The organism is Streptomyces sp. NPDC090088 (genome assembly GCF_044747345.1).
GTDB lineage: Bacteria > Actinomycetota > Actinomycetes > Streptomycetales > Streptomycetaceae > Streptomyces.
Map to the genome: position 1 here is coordinate 1,492,924 of NZ_JBIVDZ010000001.1, position 14,640 is coordinate 1,507,563.

Here is a 14,640-nt window from a genome sequence, read left to right on the forward strand (position 1 = left end):
ACCGGAGTACGACACACTGCGTAGCGGTCACTGGGAGAGGGGCGTACATGGGCTGGACGGTCCTCTACGTAGCGTTCGGCATCGTCGCGCTGTGGTTGCTCGGCGAGGTACTGCTGCAGTACAAGGCGCGTCTGCGCTGGCGGCTGCTCGCCTTCGGCGGCTTCCTCGGGGTCGTCTTCGGTGTCCTGATCCCGTCCGTGATCGTCATCGGCGTGGGCGCGATCGCCTTCGCGGTCGGCCAGACCTACGTCACGCTCTCCTTCCGCCGCGGCTTCGAGGCCGGCTGGGCGGTCAAGCGTCCGGGTACGGAGGGTGACGAAGGCGGCCTGATCAAGCGCCGTCGCGGCGAGCCGGACGAGGACCCGGGCCTGGAGGCCGCCGACCCGGACGCGGCCGACGCCGCCTACGCCGGCCAGCAGGCCGCGTACTCCACGGGCAGTACCCCCGTCTACGGCGGTGACGACGACTACGACCGCGACGACGTCTTCACCCCGAACGCCGCCCGGCCCGGCGAGCAGCCCACCGCCGCCGAGTCCACGACGGTGTACGAGCCGCAGCCGATGCCCGACGACACCGGCTCCTACGGCGTCTACCGCGACGGCTCCGGCTACGCGGCCACCGGCGACCAGCAGGCCGCCTACGCCGCCGCCGGCCAGGACCCGTCGTACGCCACCCAGGGCACCGACCAGAACTACGCCTACGACTACTCCGGCTACGGCCAGCAGCAGTACGGCTACGACGCGAACGGCCAGCAGCAGTACGCCAACTACTCCGACCCGTACATCGGCAACCAGACCTACGGCTCCACCGGGTACGACCAGTCGTACGGCACCCAGCAGTACGACCAGCAGGGCTACGCCCAGGGGCAGTACGGCACCGGCGGCTACGAGACCCCGGCCGACGGCGTCTGGGTCCCGCAGCAGCGCGCCGACGAGACCTACGGCGGCGAACTCCCGCAGGAGCAGCCGTACCCCTACCAGGGCGACGGGCAGCAGCAGGGTCAGGGTCAGGGCCACCAGGGCAACGGGTACGACGAGCAGTACCGTTTCTGAAGCTTCCGCGAAGCTCTTGCGCCTGGCCCGCCGGCTCACTGCGAGCCGCGGAACTCCGGTCCCTCCACGATCAGTCCGGCCACCAGCGCCCCCGACATGCCCGCGTGCGGCAGCCCGCCGCCCGGGTGGGACCAGCCTCCGGCGGTGAACAGGCCCGGCAGGCCGGTGGCGTTGGACGGGTACAGCAGGTCTCCGGCCGCCGCCGCGAGCGCCGGGGGCGGTACCGCGCCGCCTGCCGCGCCGGTCTCCTCGGCGATGTCCGCCGGGGTGCGCACCTCCTGCCAGAGGATCCGGTCCCGCAGTCCGGGGACGGCCCGCTCGGCGGCGGTGATCATCTGCTCGGTGCGGACGGGACCGTCGGCGGTTCCGGCGGGCACCGTCGAGACCAGTGCGACGGCTTCGTGGTCGTTGTCGGGGGTCAGGGCGGGGTCGTCGGGCCGCAGGACGGTGACGGTCCCCGGCGCGGCCGGGCCGGAGCCGAACAGGGCGTCCAGCTCCGCGGACCGGTCCGGGGCGTGCACCACGGTCCGGTGCGCGGTCCCCTCGGGCCGCCCGCCGCGCAGCGCCAGCAGCACCGTCAGCCGGCTCGGCAGCCCCCGCCGGGGCGCCGGCCCGCCCTCCACCGCGGGACGGCCCAGCGCGTCCGGCGCCACGCCCGCCACCACGAAGTCCGCGTCGGCCACCGCACCGCCGGCCAGCTCCACGCCCGCCGCCCGGCCGTCCTTCTCCACGACCCCGGTGACCTCGGCGCCGAACACGAACGCGACCCGCCGCTTCACACACCGCTCGTACACCGCGCGCGCCAACTCCCGTAGGCCGCCGCGCACGTACCAGGTGCCGAAGGCGTGCTCCAGATACGGCAGCACGGCCGCGCTCGCCGGTGCGGTGCGCGGGTCGAGGCCGTAGGCGAGCGCATGGCTCTCCAGGAGCGCGGCGAGGCGCTCGTCGCGCAGCTCCCAGGCGCCGACCTCGGCGAGCGTGCCGGCCCGGCGGGTGCGCAGCAGCTTCTTGTGCGGGACGGACGGGTACGGCTCGCGCTCGGCCAGCACCTGCCAGTTCGGCCACAGCGGCTCCTCCAGGAGGGGCCGCCGGGTGCGGTCCCAGGCCTCGCGGGCCCGCACCAGGAAGTCGCCCCAGCGCTGCCCGGCGCCCGACCCGAGGGCCTCGTCCAGGGCGGTGACGACGCCCGCGCGGGACGCGTTCGGCAAGGAGACCTCGGTGCCGTCCGCGAAGACATGCCGGGCCGACGGGTCGACCTGGACCAGCTCGACGCGGTCCTCCAGCGGCTCCTTGCCGGTCTTGACGAACAGGTCGCGGTACACGGCGGGCAGCGGCAGCAGCCCCGGGCCGGTGTCGAAGGCGAACCCGTCGCGCTCGAAGCGGCGCAGCGCACCGCCGTACGTCTCCGTACGCTCGTACACCGTCACCCGGTGGCCCGCGACGGCCAGCCGGGCGGCCGCCGCCATGGCGCCCAGCCCGGCGCCGATCACCGCAATCCGTCCCATGCCCGCGACTTTATCGACCGCCACCGACAGGCCCGTCCGGCGGGCCGTCAGCCCGGTGGCCCACCCGGGTGCGCGGCCAGCCGCCGTTCCTCCCGGCGCTGGGCGCGGCGGCGCCAGAACCGCCGGATCCGGGAGACCAGGAACACCAGCACGACCAGTCCGCCGGCCAGCAGCACCGCCGCGATGATCGCCGCCGCCAGCGGATGGAACATGGCGAACGACACGATCCCGGCGACCCCGAGATCCTCCGCGAAGCTCAGCACGATGTTGCTGAACGGCTCCGGGGAGGTGTTGACCGCCATCCGGGTCCCGGCCTTGACGCTGTGGCTGGCCAGCGCCGTCGAACCGCCGACCAGCCCGGCCACCACGTCGTTGAGCGAGCCGCTCTGCCCGGCGAGCAGCGCGCCGACCCAGGCGCCCGCGAGCGGGCGGACCACGGTGTGCACGGAGTCCCACACCGAGTCGACGTACGGGATCTTGTCCGCGACCGCCTCGCACAGGAACAGCACGCCCGCGACGATCAGCACCTCGGGGCGCTGCAGCGTCTCGGGGACGTCGTCGCTCAGACCGGTGGCGCCGAAGAAGCCGAGCAGCAGCACCACCGCGTAGGCGTTGATTCCGCTGGCCCAGCCGCTGGTGAAGACCAAGGGGAGTACCGACACGGACGCGATCGTAACCAGTCGGCGGCCGCGCGTGCTGGGCGTGCGTGCGCAGACCTGAGTACGTGTACCTAGGGGACGAGTTGAGTACGCGCGCGGATGGGCCGCGACCTGCGTGAACGAGAGAGTGGAGACACGGGAAGGGGCGCGCGGCCCGGCACCGCCGACACGGGGCGGCGGAACGGCCGAGGCGCCCTCGACCGCTCCTTCCGCCGATGCACGTCGGCGGAAGCGAGACACGGGGGAGAGGGGACCCGGGGGAACGACCGGAAACCGGGGGAGTACGGGGGAGCACGGAAGGCGCCGGTCCTCCGGTGGCCCGCGGGGGACGCGGCCACCGGAGGACCGGCGCCTTCGCACATCCGGTGCTCAGCCCTTCCCGCTCACCCGTCCCTGCAGCAGCCGCGACAGGGCCGCGTGGACGTCGTCCAGGGAGCGCTCCGGCTGGAAGGACTTCCAGTCCAGGGCCGCCACCAGCACCATCCCCACCAGCGCGGCCGCCGTCAGCTGGACGTCGATCTCGTCGCTGAACTCGCCGTTCTCCACGCCCTCGCGCAGCACGCCCTCGACGACCGCGACGGCCTGCTGCCGGACCACCATGAGCGTGGACTGCCAGGCCCGGTTGGTGCGCCACAGCTCGGCCACGTAGAGCTGGGTGAAGGCCGGGTAGCGGTCGATGAAGACGAGGCCCGCGCGGACCATCGCGTCCAGGGCGTCGACCCGGCTGCCGCCCTCCCGCGCGGTCCGCTCGGCGGCCTCCCGCAGGGAGGCGGTGAGGAGGCCCACGCCGTGCCGCAGCAGCTCCTCGAAGAGGACCGACTTGCTCGCGAAGTTGTAGTAGACCGTGCCCTTCGCGACCCCGGCCCGTTCGGCGATCTCGTCCACCGTGGTGGCGGAGAACCCCTGCTCGGCGATGAGGGTGACGGCCGCCTCGTAGAGCTTCTGCCGGGTGGCCTCTCGGCGCGTGCTGCCGCCCGTGGTGCTGCTGCTTTCCATGGTCCTGATTCTCACAGGAACCGTGGCCCGCGCGGGCACGGAAGGGGAGGTCATGCGGGCCTCACAGGCTCAGTTCAGGATGCAGCCGGTCCAGCGTCCACACCTGGCGGCGCCGGGCCGACAGCGCGGTGAGCGCCAGGGCGCCCGCCGTGAACGCCGTCATGACCGCGCAGGCCTGCCACACCGGGCCCAGGCCGCCGCCCGTGATCAGCCTCCTGAGCGCCGACACGACGTAGCTCATCGGCAGGAACGGGTGGATCGCGTTGAAGAAGCCCGGACTGGTCTGCACGGGATAGGTGCCGCCCGCCGAGGTCAGCTGGAGCATCAGCAGGGCGAGGACGAGGATCCGCCCCGCCGCCCCGAAGCGCGCGTTCAGCCACTGCACGAGCGCCGCGAAGCACGCCGTCACCAGGAACAGGAACCCGACCGTGCCGGCCGCGCGGGCCATCTGCAGCCCGATCGCCCAGTGCAGTACGGCCATCAGGGCCGCCGTCTGCAGCACCCCGACCGCGACCACCGGCAGCCAGCCCGCCAGCGCGATCCGCCAGGCCGCGGAACCGGCCGCCAGGGCGCGCCGGTTGAGCGGCTGGATCAGCATGTAGGCCACCATCGCGCCGACCCACAGGGACAGCGGGATGAAGTACGGGGCGAACCCGGTGCCGTAGTTGGGCGCCTTGTGCAAGTCCTGGGAGGCCAGCTGGACCGGGTCGGCCATGACCCCGGTGCGCTGCTCGCGGTCCTTCGTGCCGTAGTCGGGGATCTTGTCGGCGCCGTCGTGCAGACCGCCCGCCAGCCGGCCCGAGCCGTCGACGAGCTTGTACATCCCGCCGCTGAGGTCGTAGGCGCCGGTCCTGAGCTTCCCGACGCCCGTGTCGAGGCCGGTCGCGCCGGTGGCGGCCGTACCGAGGCCGGTGTGCAGCTTCTCGGCGCCCGCGGCGACCCGGGCCGCGCCGTCGTTCAGCCTGTCGATCTTCTTGACGGCGTCGGCGACGTCCTCGGAGAGGTGCGGGGCGCGGTCGGCGAGGGCCTGGGCCTGCTGCTGGAGGGTGGCGAGGTTGCCGTCGAGCGTCTTCAGGTCGCCGTTCTGGTCGGCGATCAGCGTGTCGAGGTCGTCGGCGACGGCCGCCACGTCGTCGGCCGCGTCCCTGGCCTTCTTCAGATCGGGGCAGACCGGGTCGGCCAGCAGGTCCGCCGAGCAGCGCGCGCGGTAGACCTCGTCCAGCGTGTCGGCCGCGGTGCGGGCGGTCTTCGCCGCCGCCGGGGCGGTCTTCACCAGCACGCCCAGGTTGTCGCGGACGGTCCGCGCCGAGTCGGCGACCAGCCGCGCCGTGTCGCCGATGGTCTTCTCGTTCTTCGCCAGATACGGGCCGACCTCGCCGTAGACGGCGTCGACCTTGTCCGCGAGTTCCTGGGTGCCGTCCGCGACCTGCCGCGAACCGTCCGCGAGCGTCCCGGCGCCCGCGTCCAGCTTCTTGACGCCCTTGGCGAGCTTCGCGCTGCCGGTCTTGGCGTCCTTCAGCCCGTCCGCGAGGTCCTTCGACCCCTTCTCGGCCTTCCCGATGCCACCGGTGAGGGTGTCGGCACCCTCGGCGGCCTTCACGGTCTGCCCGTGGATGCCGGAGAACGAGATGAAGATCCGGTCCAGGAAGGACCGGGACGCCTTGGTGGACGCGGCCGACCGCACCTCGTTGAAGACCGTCCGGGAGATCTGCCCGACGATGTAGTTGTTCGCGTCGTTCGTACGCACCTGGAGGGCGCCGGTCTCCGGGGAGTCGCCCGCGCTGGAGGCGATGCGCTCACTGAAGTCGGCGGGCATGGTCAGCGACAGGTAGTAGGTGCCGTTCTCGACGCCCCGCCGGGCCTCGGCGGCGCTCACCTCGTGCCAGTCGAAGGTGTCGCTGTCGCGCAGCCCGGTGACGATGTCGGCGCCGGCGCTGATCCTCCGGCCGCTCGCGGTCGCCCCCTGGTCGTCGTTGACGAGCGCCACCGGGATGCGGTCCAGCCGGCCGTACGGATCCCAGAACGACCACAGGTACAGCGCTCCGTACAGCAGCGGCAGCACCAGCAGGGCCACCAGGGCCGCCCGCGGCAGCTTCCCCCGTCCGAAGCGCCTGAGCTCAAGCGCGGCCAGTCGCGACGAACGCATCGCGGGCCTCCTTCTTCTGCGGTGCTTCGGGTGCTTCGGGTGTCTCGGTTACCTCCGGTGCTTCGGCTGTCTCCGATCCCTCGGCTGTCTCCGATGCCTCGGGTGCCTCCGATGCGTCGGGTGCCTCGGTGCTGCCGGTGTGTACGACGACGGCCCCCGCCATCGCCTCCCCGCACACCGCCACCACCGTCGTCCCGGACGCGGCGATCGACGCCAACAGCGCCCGTACCTCGGCCCGTTCGGCCTCCGACAGCTTCAGGTCCGCGTCGTCCACGGCCAGCAGCCGGGGCTTTCCGACCATGGCCAGCGCCACGGACAGCCGCAGTGCCTTGATCCGCTCCAGATCCCGTACGGCGGTCCGGGCGCCCTTCGGCAGCGACTCCGGGTCGAGCCCGGCGGCGGCCAGGGCGTCGTCGATCCGGTGCTGTGCCCGCGCCTTCCGCTGGACCCGCGGCCGCACCAGATCCCGCACGGAGTCGCCGAACCGGCGCTGCAGCAGGGCCCGTTCACGCAGATGCTCGCCGACGGTCAGGGCGGGTTCGAGGTCGGTGACCCCGGCGACGTTGGCCACCGCGCTGATCCGGCGCACGGCCGCCGGCTGCTTGGGCAGCCGGGCGGTGCCGACGCTCGCGGTGCCCTCGGTGGCCTTCATCCGGCCGGTGAGCGCGAGCAGCAGACAGGTGCGGCCGGAGCCGGACGGCCCCTCCACCGCGATCAGCGCGCCGGGCCCTGCGTCCAGGGAGATCCCCCGGAACGCCCAGCCCCGCGGGCCCCTGAGCCCGAGGCCCTCGGCCGTGACAGGTACGCCGTGCACTGGTCCCCCTCTTCCACGTCCGCCCCGTTTTTGAACTGACTAGTCAGTGCAAAAACTAGCCCGAACTCCCGATCGAAGCAAAAGCCCAGGTCAGAACGGATTGTCAGTGGCATACCGCACGATGGGCACATACGGCACCCCGTGTGAGGGAGCCGTCACCCAGACGACAGGAGGTTCGTCATGGCCAACTCGTCAGCGGCCGCCGCCCACCGGCGCCGCGCCACCGGCCCTGCCCCCTCACTGACCGGCCCGGCGAGCGATGTGCACCCCGTGCTCCGCCGGGTCACGGCCCCGCCCGCCGCCCTCGACCTGCTCACCCAGGCCCGTGCCGCCCTCGACGAGGCCGAGCTGCTGGACACTCCGAACGAGCGCTATGCGACCGCCCACCTGGCCGCCCTGCGCACCGCGGCCGCCGTGCTCGCCGCCCGTGCCCGCCCCGAGACCTCGCCCCGGCGCCGGGCGCGGATCCGCAGCGCCTGGGAGGTGCTCCCCGAGGTCACACCCGAGCTGACCGAGTGGAGCGCCCTGTTCGCCTCCGGCGCCGGCCGCCGGGCCCGCGCCGTGGCGGGCATCCAGGGCGCGGCCACCCGCCGCGACGCCGACGACCTGATACGCGACGTCGCGATGTTCCTGCGCATCGTCGAGCGGATGCTCGTCCTCCAGCCGGTCCTGCCGCAGCCACGCCGCCAGGACGCCGACCGGCAGCCGGACGGCGACCCGGGGAGAGGGCTGCCCGACGCGGGATGACCGGGGAGACGGGATGACCGGGGAGAGAGGTCCTGGACCTGCGGGGGCCGGGAAGAGGGATCCCGGGACCTGCGGGGGCCGGGGAGGGGAGTCCTGGACGTGCGGCGGGGGCCGGGAAGGGGGATCCCGGATGTGCGGGGACCGGGAGGGGAGATCCCGGACGGGCGAGGACCGGGTGAGGCGGCGGAGGCAATAGGGTGGAGAACGCCTGAAGCCTCCCCTCCTCCCGCACCCGGGCCGGGGAGGCACCGAGTTCGCGCCGCCGGGCAACAGGCGGTGCCGCGCCGAGGAGTCAACTGCCGTGCCGGACCCCACACGACCCCGCGCCTCTCTCCGTACCGCCGTGGTCTGGGAGGTCCTCCAGGACGCTCTGGACCGCCGGGTCAAGGCCACCGGCAGGGACGCGCTGGACGTCCTCGACACCGGCGGCGGCAGCGGCAACTTCGCCGTCCCGCTCGCCCGACTCGGCCACCGCGTCACCGTCGTCGACCCCAGCCCGAACGCGCTGTTCGCGCTGGAGCGCCGCGCCGCCGAGGCCGGCGTCGCCGACCGGGTCAAGGGCGTCCAGGGCGACGTCCTCGGCCTGTTCGACGTGGTCGAGCGCGGCAGCCACGACGCGGTGCTGTGCCACGGCGTCCTGGAGTACGTCGACGACCCGGCCGAGGGGGTACGCAACACGGTGGCCGCCCTGCGCCCCGAGGGCGTCCTCAGCCTGCTCGCCGCCGGGCTCGGCGGCGCCGTGATCGCCCGCGCCCTCGCCGGGCACTTCACGGAGGCCCGGCAGGCCCTCGCCGATCCCGACGGCCGCTGGGGCACCGGCGACCCCATGCCCCGCCGCTTCACCGCCGAGCAGCTCACCGGCCTGGTCGAGGGCGCGGGCCTGGCCGTAGCCGCCGTGCACGGAGTCCGGGTCTTCGCCGACCTGGTCCCCGGCGTCCTCGTGGACACCGAACCCGGCGCCCTCGACGCCCTGCTCAAGCTGGAGGCCGCCGCGGCCGAGCTGCCGGCGTTCCATGCCGTGGCCACCCAGTTGCATGTGCTCGGCGAGACCGCGGGTGCCGCCGGGGCCTGAGATCCTCCTGGGACGAGCCCGCTGATCAGCGGCTCGACAGCGGATGGAGTACGCCACAGGCCCCCCGATCGAGGGGTTTGCGCCGTATGATCGAGGGAGACCGCCCGGCATGACGGACCGGCCGCTGGGGAATGGAAGCTTCAGCGAGTCGGAACGGCCATGGCGGGTTCCGGTTGGCCAATTGGCCTAGAGGGGCGGGTTTCACGGGGGCGATTCCCTGCCTATCCTGAAGGGACCCCCCGGGTCGCCCCGGCGACTGCACGATGAGGAGGACGCCGTGCCGCTCTCGGAGCACGAGCAGCGAATGCTTGAGCAGATGGAGCGAGCGCTGTACGCCGAAGACCCCAAGTTCGCGACAGCGCTTGAGGGAAGCGGCCTGCGGACGTACACCCGGCGACGGGTCTACCAGGCGGCGGCCGGCTTCCTCGTGGGTATCGCGCTCCTCATCGCCGGAATGGTCACGCTGCAGATCTGGGTCAGCGTGGTGGGCTTCCTCGTCATGCTGGGCTGCGCGGTACTCGCCGTCACCGGCTGGCGCAAGGCCCCCAAGCCCGGCGAGCAGCCCGCGGGAGGCCCGCAGGCCCGTCGTCAGAGCCGGCCGAAGCGCTCCATGATGGACCGCATCGAGGAGCGCTGGCAGCGCCGCCGCGACGAACAGGGCCACTGACGGCTCCGCCGAACAGAGCGTGACTGAGGGGTGACCGCCACCGGGCGGTCACCCCTCAGCCGTTGCCCAACGCGTGATGCACGATGCGTGATGATCGGCTGTGGCTGTGGCGGTGGCTGCCGTCGGTCCGGTCGGTCCGACGGCAGCCCTCCTTCGTCAGCCTCGCTGCCCCGACGGCCTGCGCGAGGCCGGCCGGGCCGCCGCCGTGCGCTCCCGCAGCCGTGCCCATCCCGCCGAGGCCGCCCACACCACGCGCACCAGCGACCGCGGGGCGAGCGTCGCCCTGAGACGGACCGGGGTGCCGACCGTGGCCCCCAGGGTGGTCACCACCCGGCGGACGTCCTCGGCGAGCCCGGCCGTCGGCTGTGGCCGCGGCGCGTACAGCACCTGCTCGACCGCGTCCGCCACCCGGTGCACCGAGGCCTCCGTGACCGGGTCGAGGTGCCCGAGCCGGACGATCCGCGCGGCCGCGTTGCGCGGGGTCAGCGACTCGTCCGGCAGGATGCCGAAGTCCCAGGCCGTGTCGATCAGTTCCTGCCAGACCGCCAGCGTGTGCGCCACCACGCCCTCCGGGGTACGGGCGTACCCGCCGAGCCGTCTCGCGCGCAGCACGCGCCGCCACAGCATCGGCGACAGGGGCAGCGCCAGCACGGCGAGGGCGGCGAGCACCAGCAACGGCCATGTCAGCGACCCCTGCAGCCGCCCCCACCAGTTGTCGTCATCGCGTGCCGCCGCGGCGGCCGACGACGGGCTCTCGCAGGCGTTCTGCCTGCGCAGCTGGGGCGTGCAGCTCGCGCTCTCCGAGGCCGAGGCCGACGGCGCCGCCGAGGCGCCCTTGGACGGCAGGGCCTCGTTCGGCACGGAGGAGCCGGGGGTGTCCGACACCGTGTACGACGGGGTCGTGCCCCGGGTGGGGGTCGGCTCGAAGCGGGTCCAGCCCACGCCCTCGAAGTACAGCTCCGGCCAGGCGTGCGCGTCCTTCAGGCCCACCGAGACCGTGCCGTCGGCCTGCGGGGTGCCGGGCGCGAAGCCCACCGCGACCCGGGCCGGGATGCCCAGCGTGCGGGCCATCGCGGCCATCGCGAAGGAGAAGTGCACACAGAAGCCGCGCTTCTGCTTCAGGAAGTTCGCGATCGCGCCCTCGCCCCGGCCCACCTGCACCTGGGTGTCGTACTGGAAGCCGCCGGTCACCGCGAAGTAGTCCTGGAGCTTGACCGCCTCCTCGTAGTGGTTCGCCGAGCCCGCGGTGACCTCCTTCGCCGTCTGCGCCACCACCGAGGGCAGCGAGGAGGGCACCTTGGTGTAGTCCCGCTTCATGGCCGCCGTCGGCTCCGGCGCCGCGGCCAGCTGCTCCGCCGTCGGCTGCACGTCCAGGCTGGTGACCTGGTAGGTCTCACCGCGCGTGTTCTGCCCGTGGTCGCCGACCAGGGTCATCCCGACCGGCTCGTACCGCCAGGTGCCGGCCACCTTCACCCCGCTCGGCGGGTACGGCATCGGCAGCCAGTCCTGGGCGTACCAGTCGGCGGCCGAGATCGTCGTGCGCACCGCGGTCCGCTTGATGTCGCCGCCGAGGCCCGCCGGGGTCGGGAACTTGTCCGGCACGTTCGTGATGTGCCGCTGGGCCGGCTTCCAGGTGGTGCCGTCGAAGTCGTCCAGGGAGACGATCCGCAGATACAGGTCGGAGACGTCGTCGGTGGAGGTCCGCACGGACAGCACCTGGCGGTCCTCGTCCACGTTGAGGCTGTCCCGCAGCGACACCAGCGGGTTGACCGCGGAGATCGTGCCGCCGTTCCCGTTGCCCACCCCGACCCCGGCCCCGGTGCCGTCCAGCAGGCCGCCCTGGATCGACGGCATCGCGAAGGACGGGACCAGCACGGCGATGCCGAGCACGGCGACGCTGATGCGGCCGCCGTAGCGCGCCGGGGCCGCGCCGCTGTCCGGTCCGCCGGGGGTCCGTGACACCCCGCCGAACACCCGGCCCCACTGCGAGAGCCGGTCCCGGCCCTCGGCGAGCAGCAGCATCAGGTAACCGGCCGCCGCGATCAGGAACAGCAGCCATTCGGCGGAGTTGTCGGTCAGTCCGGCCGCCACCGAGTACAGCGCGAGCAGCGGCAGCCCGGCCGGGGCCGCGCTGCGGAAGGTCACCGCGAGGGTGTCCACCAGCAGCCCGACGATCAGCACCCCGCCGAGCAGCATCAGGCGGATGCCGTCCGTCACCGGTGCGGGTATCGCGTACTGGCTGACGTCCTCGGAGCCCTGCTGGAGCAGGTCGGCGAAGTACCGGAAGGCGTCCGGGCCCGGGATCAGCCCGAGGACGGCGTGCTCCCGGGCGAAGACCAGGGTCAGCATCAGCAGCGTGACCAGGGCCTGCGCGGCCACGGTCAGCGACCGGGCCAGCGGCACCCGGCGGGCCGCCGCGCCCACACCGGTCTGGATCGCCACCAGGAAGATCGCCTGGAACATCCAGGTCCACGGGGCGACCAGGGGCAGCAGGGCGCAGGACGCCAGCAGCGTCGCCGCCGCCGCGGTGAGGGCCAGCCGGGCTCGTCCGCTCATCGCCGTGTCTCCCCGGCCGCCGCGGCCATCGAGGTGCGCTCCCGGTCGGCCTGCCGCCACAGCTCGGTCAGCGAGGCGCCGCGTTCCACGCCGAGCACCGTCCAGCCGGCCTCGCGCAGCATCCGCAGCCGCTCCTCGTGCGGGTTGCCCGGCGGGGGCACGTCGGTGGGCTCCCGCACCCAGGTGTCCGGGTCCAGCACGAACGCCACGGCACCGCCGCTGCGCTGGCGCATCTTCGCGGCCACCGCCGCCTGTTCGTCGTCGAGGTCGCCCAGGAAGGCCACCAGCAGCCCCTCGTTCCCGCCGCGCAGCACGTCGTAGGCCCGGGACAGGCCGGTGCCGTCCGAGTGGTCGATCACGGCGAGGGTGTCCATCATCAGCCCGGCCGCGTCCGCCGACTCCTGGCCGGAGCCGGTGAAACCGTCGGCGCCCTCGCCGGGCACCGAACTGCCGGAGTCCGTCAGCAGCCGGACCGAGAAGCTGCGTTCGAGCATGTGGACCAGGACCGAGGCGGCGCCGGACACCGCCCACTCGAACGCCGAGTCGGGACCCGCGCCCTCGTAGGCGCCGCCCCGGGTGTCGAGGAGCACCGTGCAGCGGGCGCGCTGCGGCTGCTCCTCGCGGCGCACCATCAGCTCGCCGTAGCGGGCGGTGGAGCGCCAGTGCACCCGGCGCAGGTCGTCGCCGTAGCGGTAGCCGCGCGGGATCACGTCGTCCTCGCCGGCCAGGGCCAGCGAGCGCTGCCGCCCGTCGCCGTACCCCCTCGCCTCGCCGCTGAGCCGGATCGGCGGCAGCGGCTCGACCTTCGGGATGACGGTCAGGGTGTCGAACGTCGAGAAGGAACGCGTCAGTTCGCACATGCCGAACGGGTCGGTCAGGCGCAGCTGGAGCGGTCCCAGCGGATAGCGGCCGCGCAGGTCCGAGCGGACCCGGTAGGACACCTCGCGACGGCCGCCGGGCTCCACCCGGTCCAGGACGAAGCGGGGGCGCGGGCCGAGGACGTAGGGCACCCGGTCCTGGAGCATCAGCAGGCCGGTGGGCAGCCGCGAGACGTTGTCCATCCGCAGATGCACCCGGGCCTCGCTGCCGGCCGGCACCCGCGCGGGGGAGAGCCGGCGGCTGCCGGCCACCCGGTAGCGGGTGCGGTAGAGCACGGCCGCGCAGATCAGCGGCAGCACGGCGAGCAGCAGCCCGACCGGGCGCAGATCCTGCTGGCCGAGTATGTACGCGCAGATCACCGCCGCGACACCGGCCGCCAGGAAGGAGCGGCCACGGGTGGTCAGCCCGGCCAGGGCCGTGCGGATCCCGCCGGTCTCCCCGCGGTCCGCCTCCGCCGGGGTGCCCATCACAGACTCCGCGGGGGCTGCTGGGGATACGCCGGCACGCCCCGGCCCAGACCGCCGAAGCCGGTCTGCTGCTGGGTGGCCGCCGGCACCGGGGTGGACTGCAGGATCTCCTGGACGACCTGCTCGGAGGTGCGCCGGTTGAGCTGGGCCTGGGCGGTGGGCAGCAGCCGGTGGGCGAGGACCGCCACGGCGAGCGCCTGCACGTCGTCCGGCAGCGCGTACTCCCGGCCGCTCAGGGCGGCGGACGCCTTCGCCGCGCGCAGCAGGTGCAGCGTCGCGCGCGGGGAGGCGCCGAGTCTGAGGTCGGGGTGGGTGCGGGTGGCGGAGACCAGGTCCACCGCGTACCGCCGGACCGGCTCGGCCACGTGGACACCGCGCACGGCGTCGATCAGCTTCACCACGTCATGGGCGTGGGCCACCGGCTGGAGGTCGTCCAGGGGGTTGACCGCGCCGTGGATGTCGAGCATCTGCAACTCGGCCTCCACGCTGGGGTAGCCGACCGAGACCCGGGCCATGAAGCGGTCGCGCTGGGCCTCGGGCAGCGGGTAGGTGCCCTCCATCTCGACCGGGTTCTGGGTCGCCACCACCATGAAGGGGCTGGGCAGTTCATAGGTCTGCCCGTCGATGGTGACCTGCCGCTCCTCCATCGACTCCAGCAGCGCGGACTGGGTCTTCGGCGAGGCGCGGTTGATCTCGTCGCCGATCACGATCTGGGCGAAGATGGCACCCGGTTTGAACTCGAAGTCCCGACGCTGCTGGTCCCAGATGGACACGCCGGTGATGTCCGACGGCAGCAGGTCGGGGGTGAACTGGATCCGCCGCACGGTGCAGTCGATGGACCGTGCCAGCGCCTTCGCCAGCATCGTCTTGCCCACGCCCGGGACGTCCTCGATCAGAAGATGTCCCTCGGCGAGCAGCACGGTCAGCGAAAGCCGTACGACCTCGGGCTTGCCCTCGATCACACCCTCCACCGAACTGCGGACCCGCTCCACAGTGGCAGTCAGATCAGTGAGGCTCGCTCGATCGTCATAGGTCGTCACCCGGCCCTCCTCGGCCCGTTATTGCCCGGACCGGCGCATC

General features: G+C 73.4%; 12 protein-coding genes. 4 read left to right on the forward strand and 8 right to left on the reverse strand.

Features of this window, described 5'->3' with window-relative positions; translation table 11 throughout:
* The first annotated feature begins 47 nt into the window (after nucleotides 1-47).
* On the forward strand, nucleotides 48-1,052 hold the full coding sequence (locus tag ACIPSJ_RS06600) for a hypothetical protein (protein ID WP_401344059.1): 1,005 nt from the start codon (nucleotides 48-50) through the stop codon (nucleotides 1,050-1,052).
* 35 nt (nucleotides 1,053-1,087) lie between these two features.
* Here ACIPSJ_RS06600 and ACIPSJ_RS06605 read toward each other — a convergent pair whose 3' ends face one another.
* From ACIPSJ_RS06605 to ACIPSJ_RS06625, 5 genes are all read right to left on the reverse strand, one after another.
* A complete protein-coding gene (locus tag ACIPSJ_RS06605) occupies nucleotides 1,088-2,557 on the reverse strand; it encodes a phytoene desaturase family protein (RefSeq protein ID WP_401344062.1) in 1,470 nt (489 codons plus the stop codon).
* A gap of 47 nt (nucleotides 2,558-2,604) precedes the next feature.
* Nucleotides 2,605-3,219, reverse strand: a complete 615-nt coding sequence (locus ACIPSJ_RS06610; protein ID WP_401344065.1) for a DUF4126 domain-containing protein — start codon at nucleotides 3,217-3,219, stop codon at nucleotides 2,605-2,607.
* Nucleotides 3,220-3,585: 366 nt separating this feature from the next.
* Nucleotides 3,586-4,212, reverse strand: coding sequence for a TetR/AcrR family transcriptional regulator (locus ACIPSJ_RS06615; protein ID WP_355707872.1), 627 nt, complete (start codon nucleotides 4,210-4,212; stop codon nucleotides 3,586-3,588).
* 61 nt (nucleotides 4,213-4,273) lie between these two features.
* The gene (locus tag ACIPSJ_RS06620) at nucleotides 4,274-6,358 is read right to left on the reverse strand and encodes a YhgE/Pip family protein (RefSeq protein ID WP_401344069.1); all 2,085 of its coding nucleotides are present in this window, start codon (nucleotides 6,356-6,358) and stop codon (nucleotides 4,274-4,276) included.
* Entirely contained in the window at nucleotides 6,330-7,172 is an 843-nt protein-coding gene (locus ACIPSJ_RS06625) for an ATP-binding cassette domain-containing protein (RefSeq protein ID WP_401344071.1), read from the reverse strand. The genes ACIPSJ_RS06620 and ACIPSJ_RS06625 overlap by 29 nt, the downstream gene beginning before the upstream one ends.
* A gap of 180 nt (nucleotides 7,173-7,352) precedes the next feature.
* Between ACIPSJ_RS06625 and ACIPSJ_RS06630 the strand changes: the two genes are divergently transcribed.
* The 3 genes from ACIPSJ_RS06630 (at nucleotide 7,353) to ACIPSJ_RS06640 (ending at nucleotide 9,658) form a co-directional block, all read left to right on the forward strand.
* On the forward strand, nucleotides 7,353-7,919 hold the full coding sequence (locus tag ACIPSJ_RS06630) for an SAV_6107 family HEPN domain-containing protein (RefSeq protein ID WP_401344073.1): 567 nt from the start codon (nucleotides 7,353-7,355) through the stop codon (nucleotides 7,917-7,919).
* 301 nt (nucleotides 7,920-8,220) lie between these two features.
* Nucleotides 8,221-8,991, forward strand: coding sequence for a methyltransferase (locus ACIPSJ_RS06635; protein ID WP_355707890.1), 771 nt, complete (start codon nucleotides 8,221-8,223; stop codon nucleotides 8,989-8,991).
* Between the two features lie 277 nt (nucleotides 8,992-9,268).
* Nucleotides 9,269-9,658: a DUF3040 domain-containing protein gene (locus ACIPSJ_RS06640; protein WP_401344075.1), complete on the forward strand. Its 390-nt coding sequence runs from the start codon at nucleotides 9,269-9,271 to the stop codon at nucleotides 9,656-9,658.
* Nucleotides 9,659-9,814: 156 nt separating this feature from the next.
* Here the strand turns inward: ACIPSJ_RS06640 and ACIPSJ_RS06645 are convergent, their stop codons facing one another.
* Genes ACIPSJ_RS06645 through ACIPSJ_RS06655 form a run of 3 tightly spaced genes read right to left on the reverse strand, consistent with a single transcriptional unit; the run spans nucleotide 9,815 to nucleotide 14,600 of the window.
* The gene (locus ACIPSJ_RS06645) at nucleotides 9,815-12,214 is read right to left on the reverse strand and encodes a DUF3488 and DUF4129 domain-containing transglutaminase family protein (RefSeq protein WP_401344077.1); all 2,400 of its coding nucleotides are present in this window, start codon (nucleotides 12,212-12,214) and stop codon (nucleotides 9,815-9,817) included.
* On the reverse strand, nucleotides 12,211-13,560 hold the full coding sequence (locus ACIPSJ_RS06650; RefSeq protein WP_401344079.1) for a DUF58 domain-containing protein: 1,350 nt from the start codon (nucleotides 13,558-13,560) through the stop codon (nucleotides 12,211-12,213). Before ACIPSJ_RS06650 ends, ACIPSJ_RS06645 begins: the two co-directional genes overlap by 4 nt.
* The gene (locus ACIPSJ_RS06655; RefSeq protein ID WP_355707898.1) at nucleotides 13,560-14,600 is read right to left on the reverse strand and encodes a MoxR family ATPase; all 1,041 of its coding nucleotides are present in this window, start codon (nucleotides 14,598-14,600) and stop codon (nucleotides 13,560-13,562) included. The genes ACIPSJ_RS06650 and ACIPSJ_RS06655 overlap by 1 nt, the downstream gene beginning before the upstream one ends.
* Between the last annotated feature and the right edge of the window lie 40 nt (nucleotides 14,601-14,640).

Coding starts and splice junctions, on each gene's coding strand:
- ACIPSJ_RS06600 (WP_401344059.1), top strand. CDS start 48: ATGGGCTGGACGGTCCTCTACGTAGCGTTCGGCATCGTCGCGCTGTGG.
- ACIPSJ_RS06605 (WP_401344062.1), bottom strand. CDS start 2,557: ATGGGACGGATTGCGGTGATCGGCGCCGGGCTGGGCGCCATGGCGGCG.
- ACIPSJ_RS06615 (WP_355707872.1), bottom strand. CDS start 4,212: ATGGAAAGCAGCAGCACCACGGGCGGCAGCACGCGCCGAGAGGCCACC.
- ACIPSJ_RS06620 (WP_401344069.1), bottom strand. CDS start 6,358: ATGCGTTCGTCGCGACTGGCCGCGCTTGAGCTCAGGCGCTTCGGACGG.
- ACIPSJ_RS06630 (WP_401344073.1), top strand. CDS start 7,353: ATGGCCAACTCGTCAGCGGCCGCCGCCCACCGGCGCCGCGCCACCGGC.
- ACIPSJ_RS06645 (WP_401344077.1), bottom strand. CDS start 12,214: ATGAGCGGACGAGCCCGGCTGGCCCTCACCGCGGCGGCGGCGACGCTG.
- ACIPSJ_RS06650 (WP_401344079.1), bottom strand. CDS start 13,560: ATGGGCACCCCGGCGGAGGCGGACCGCGGGGAGACCGGCGGGATCCGC.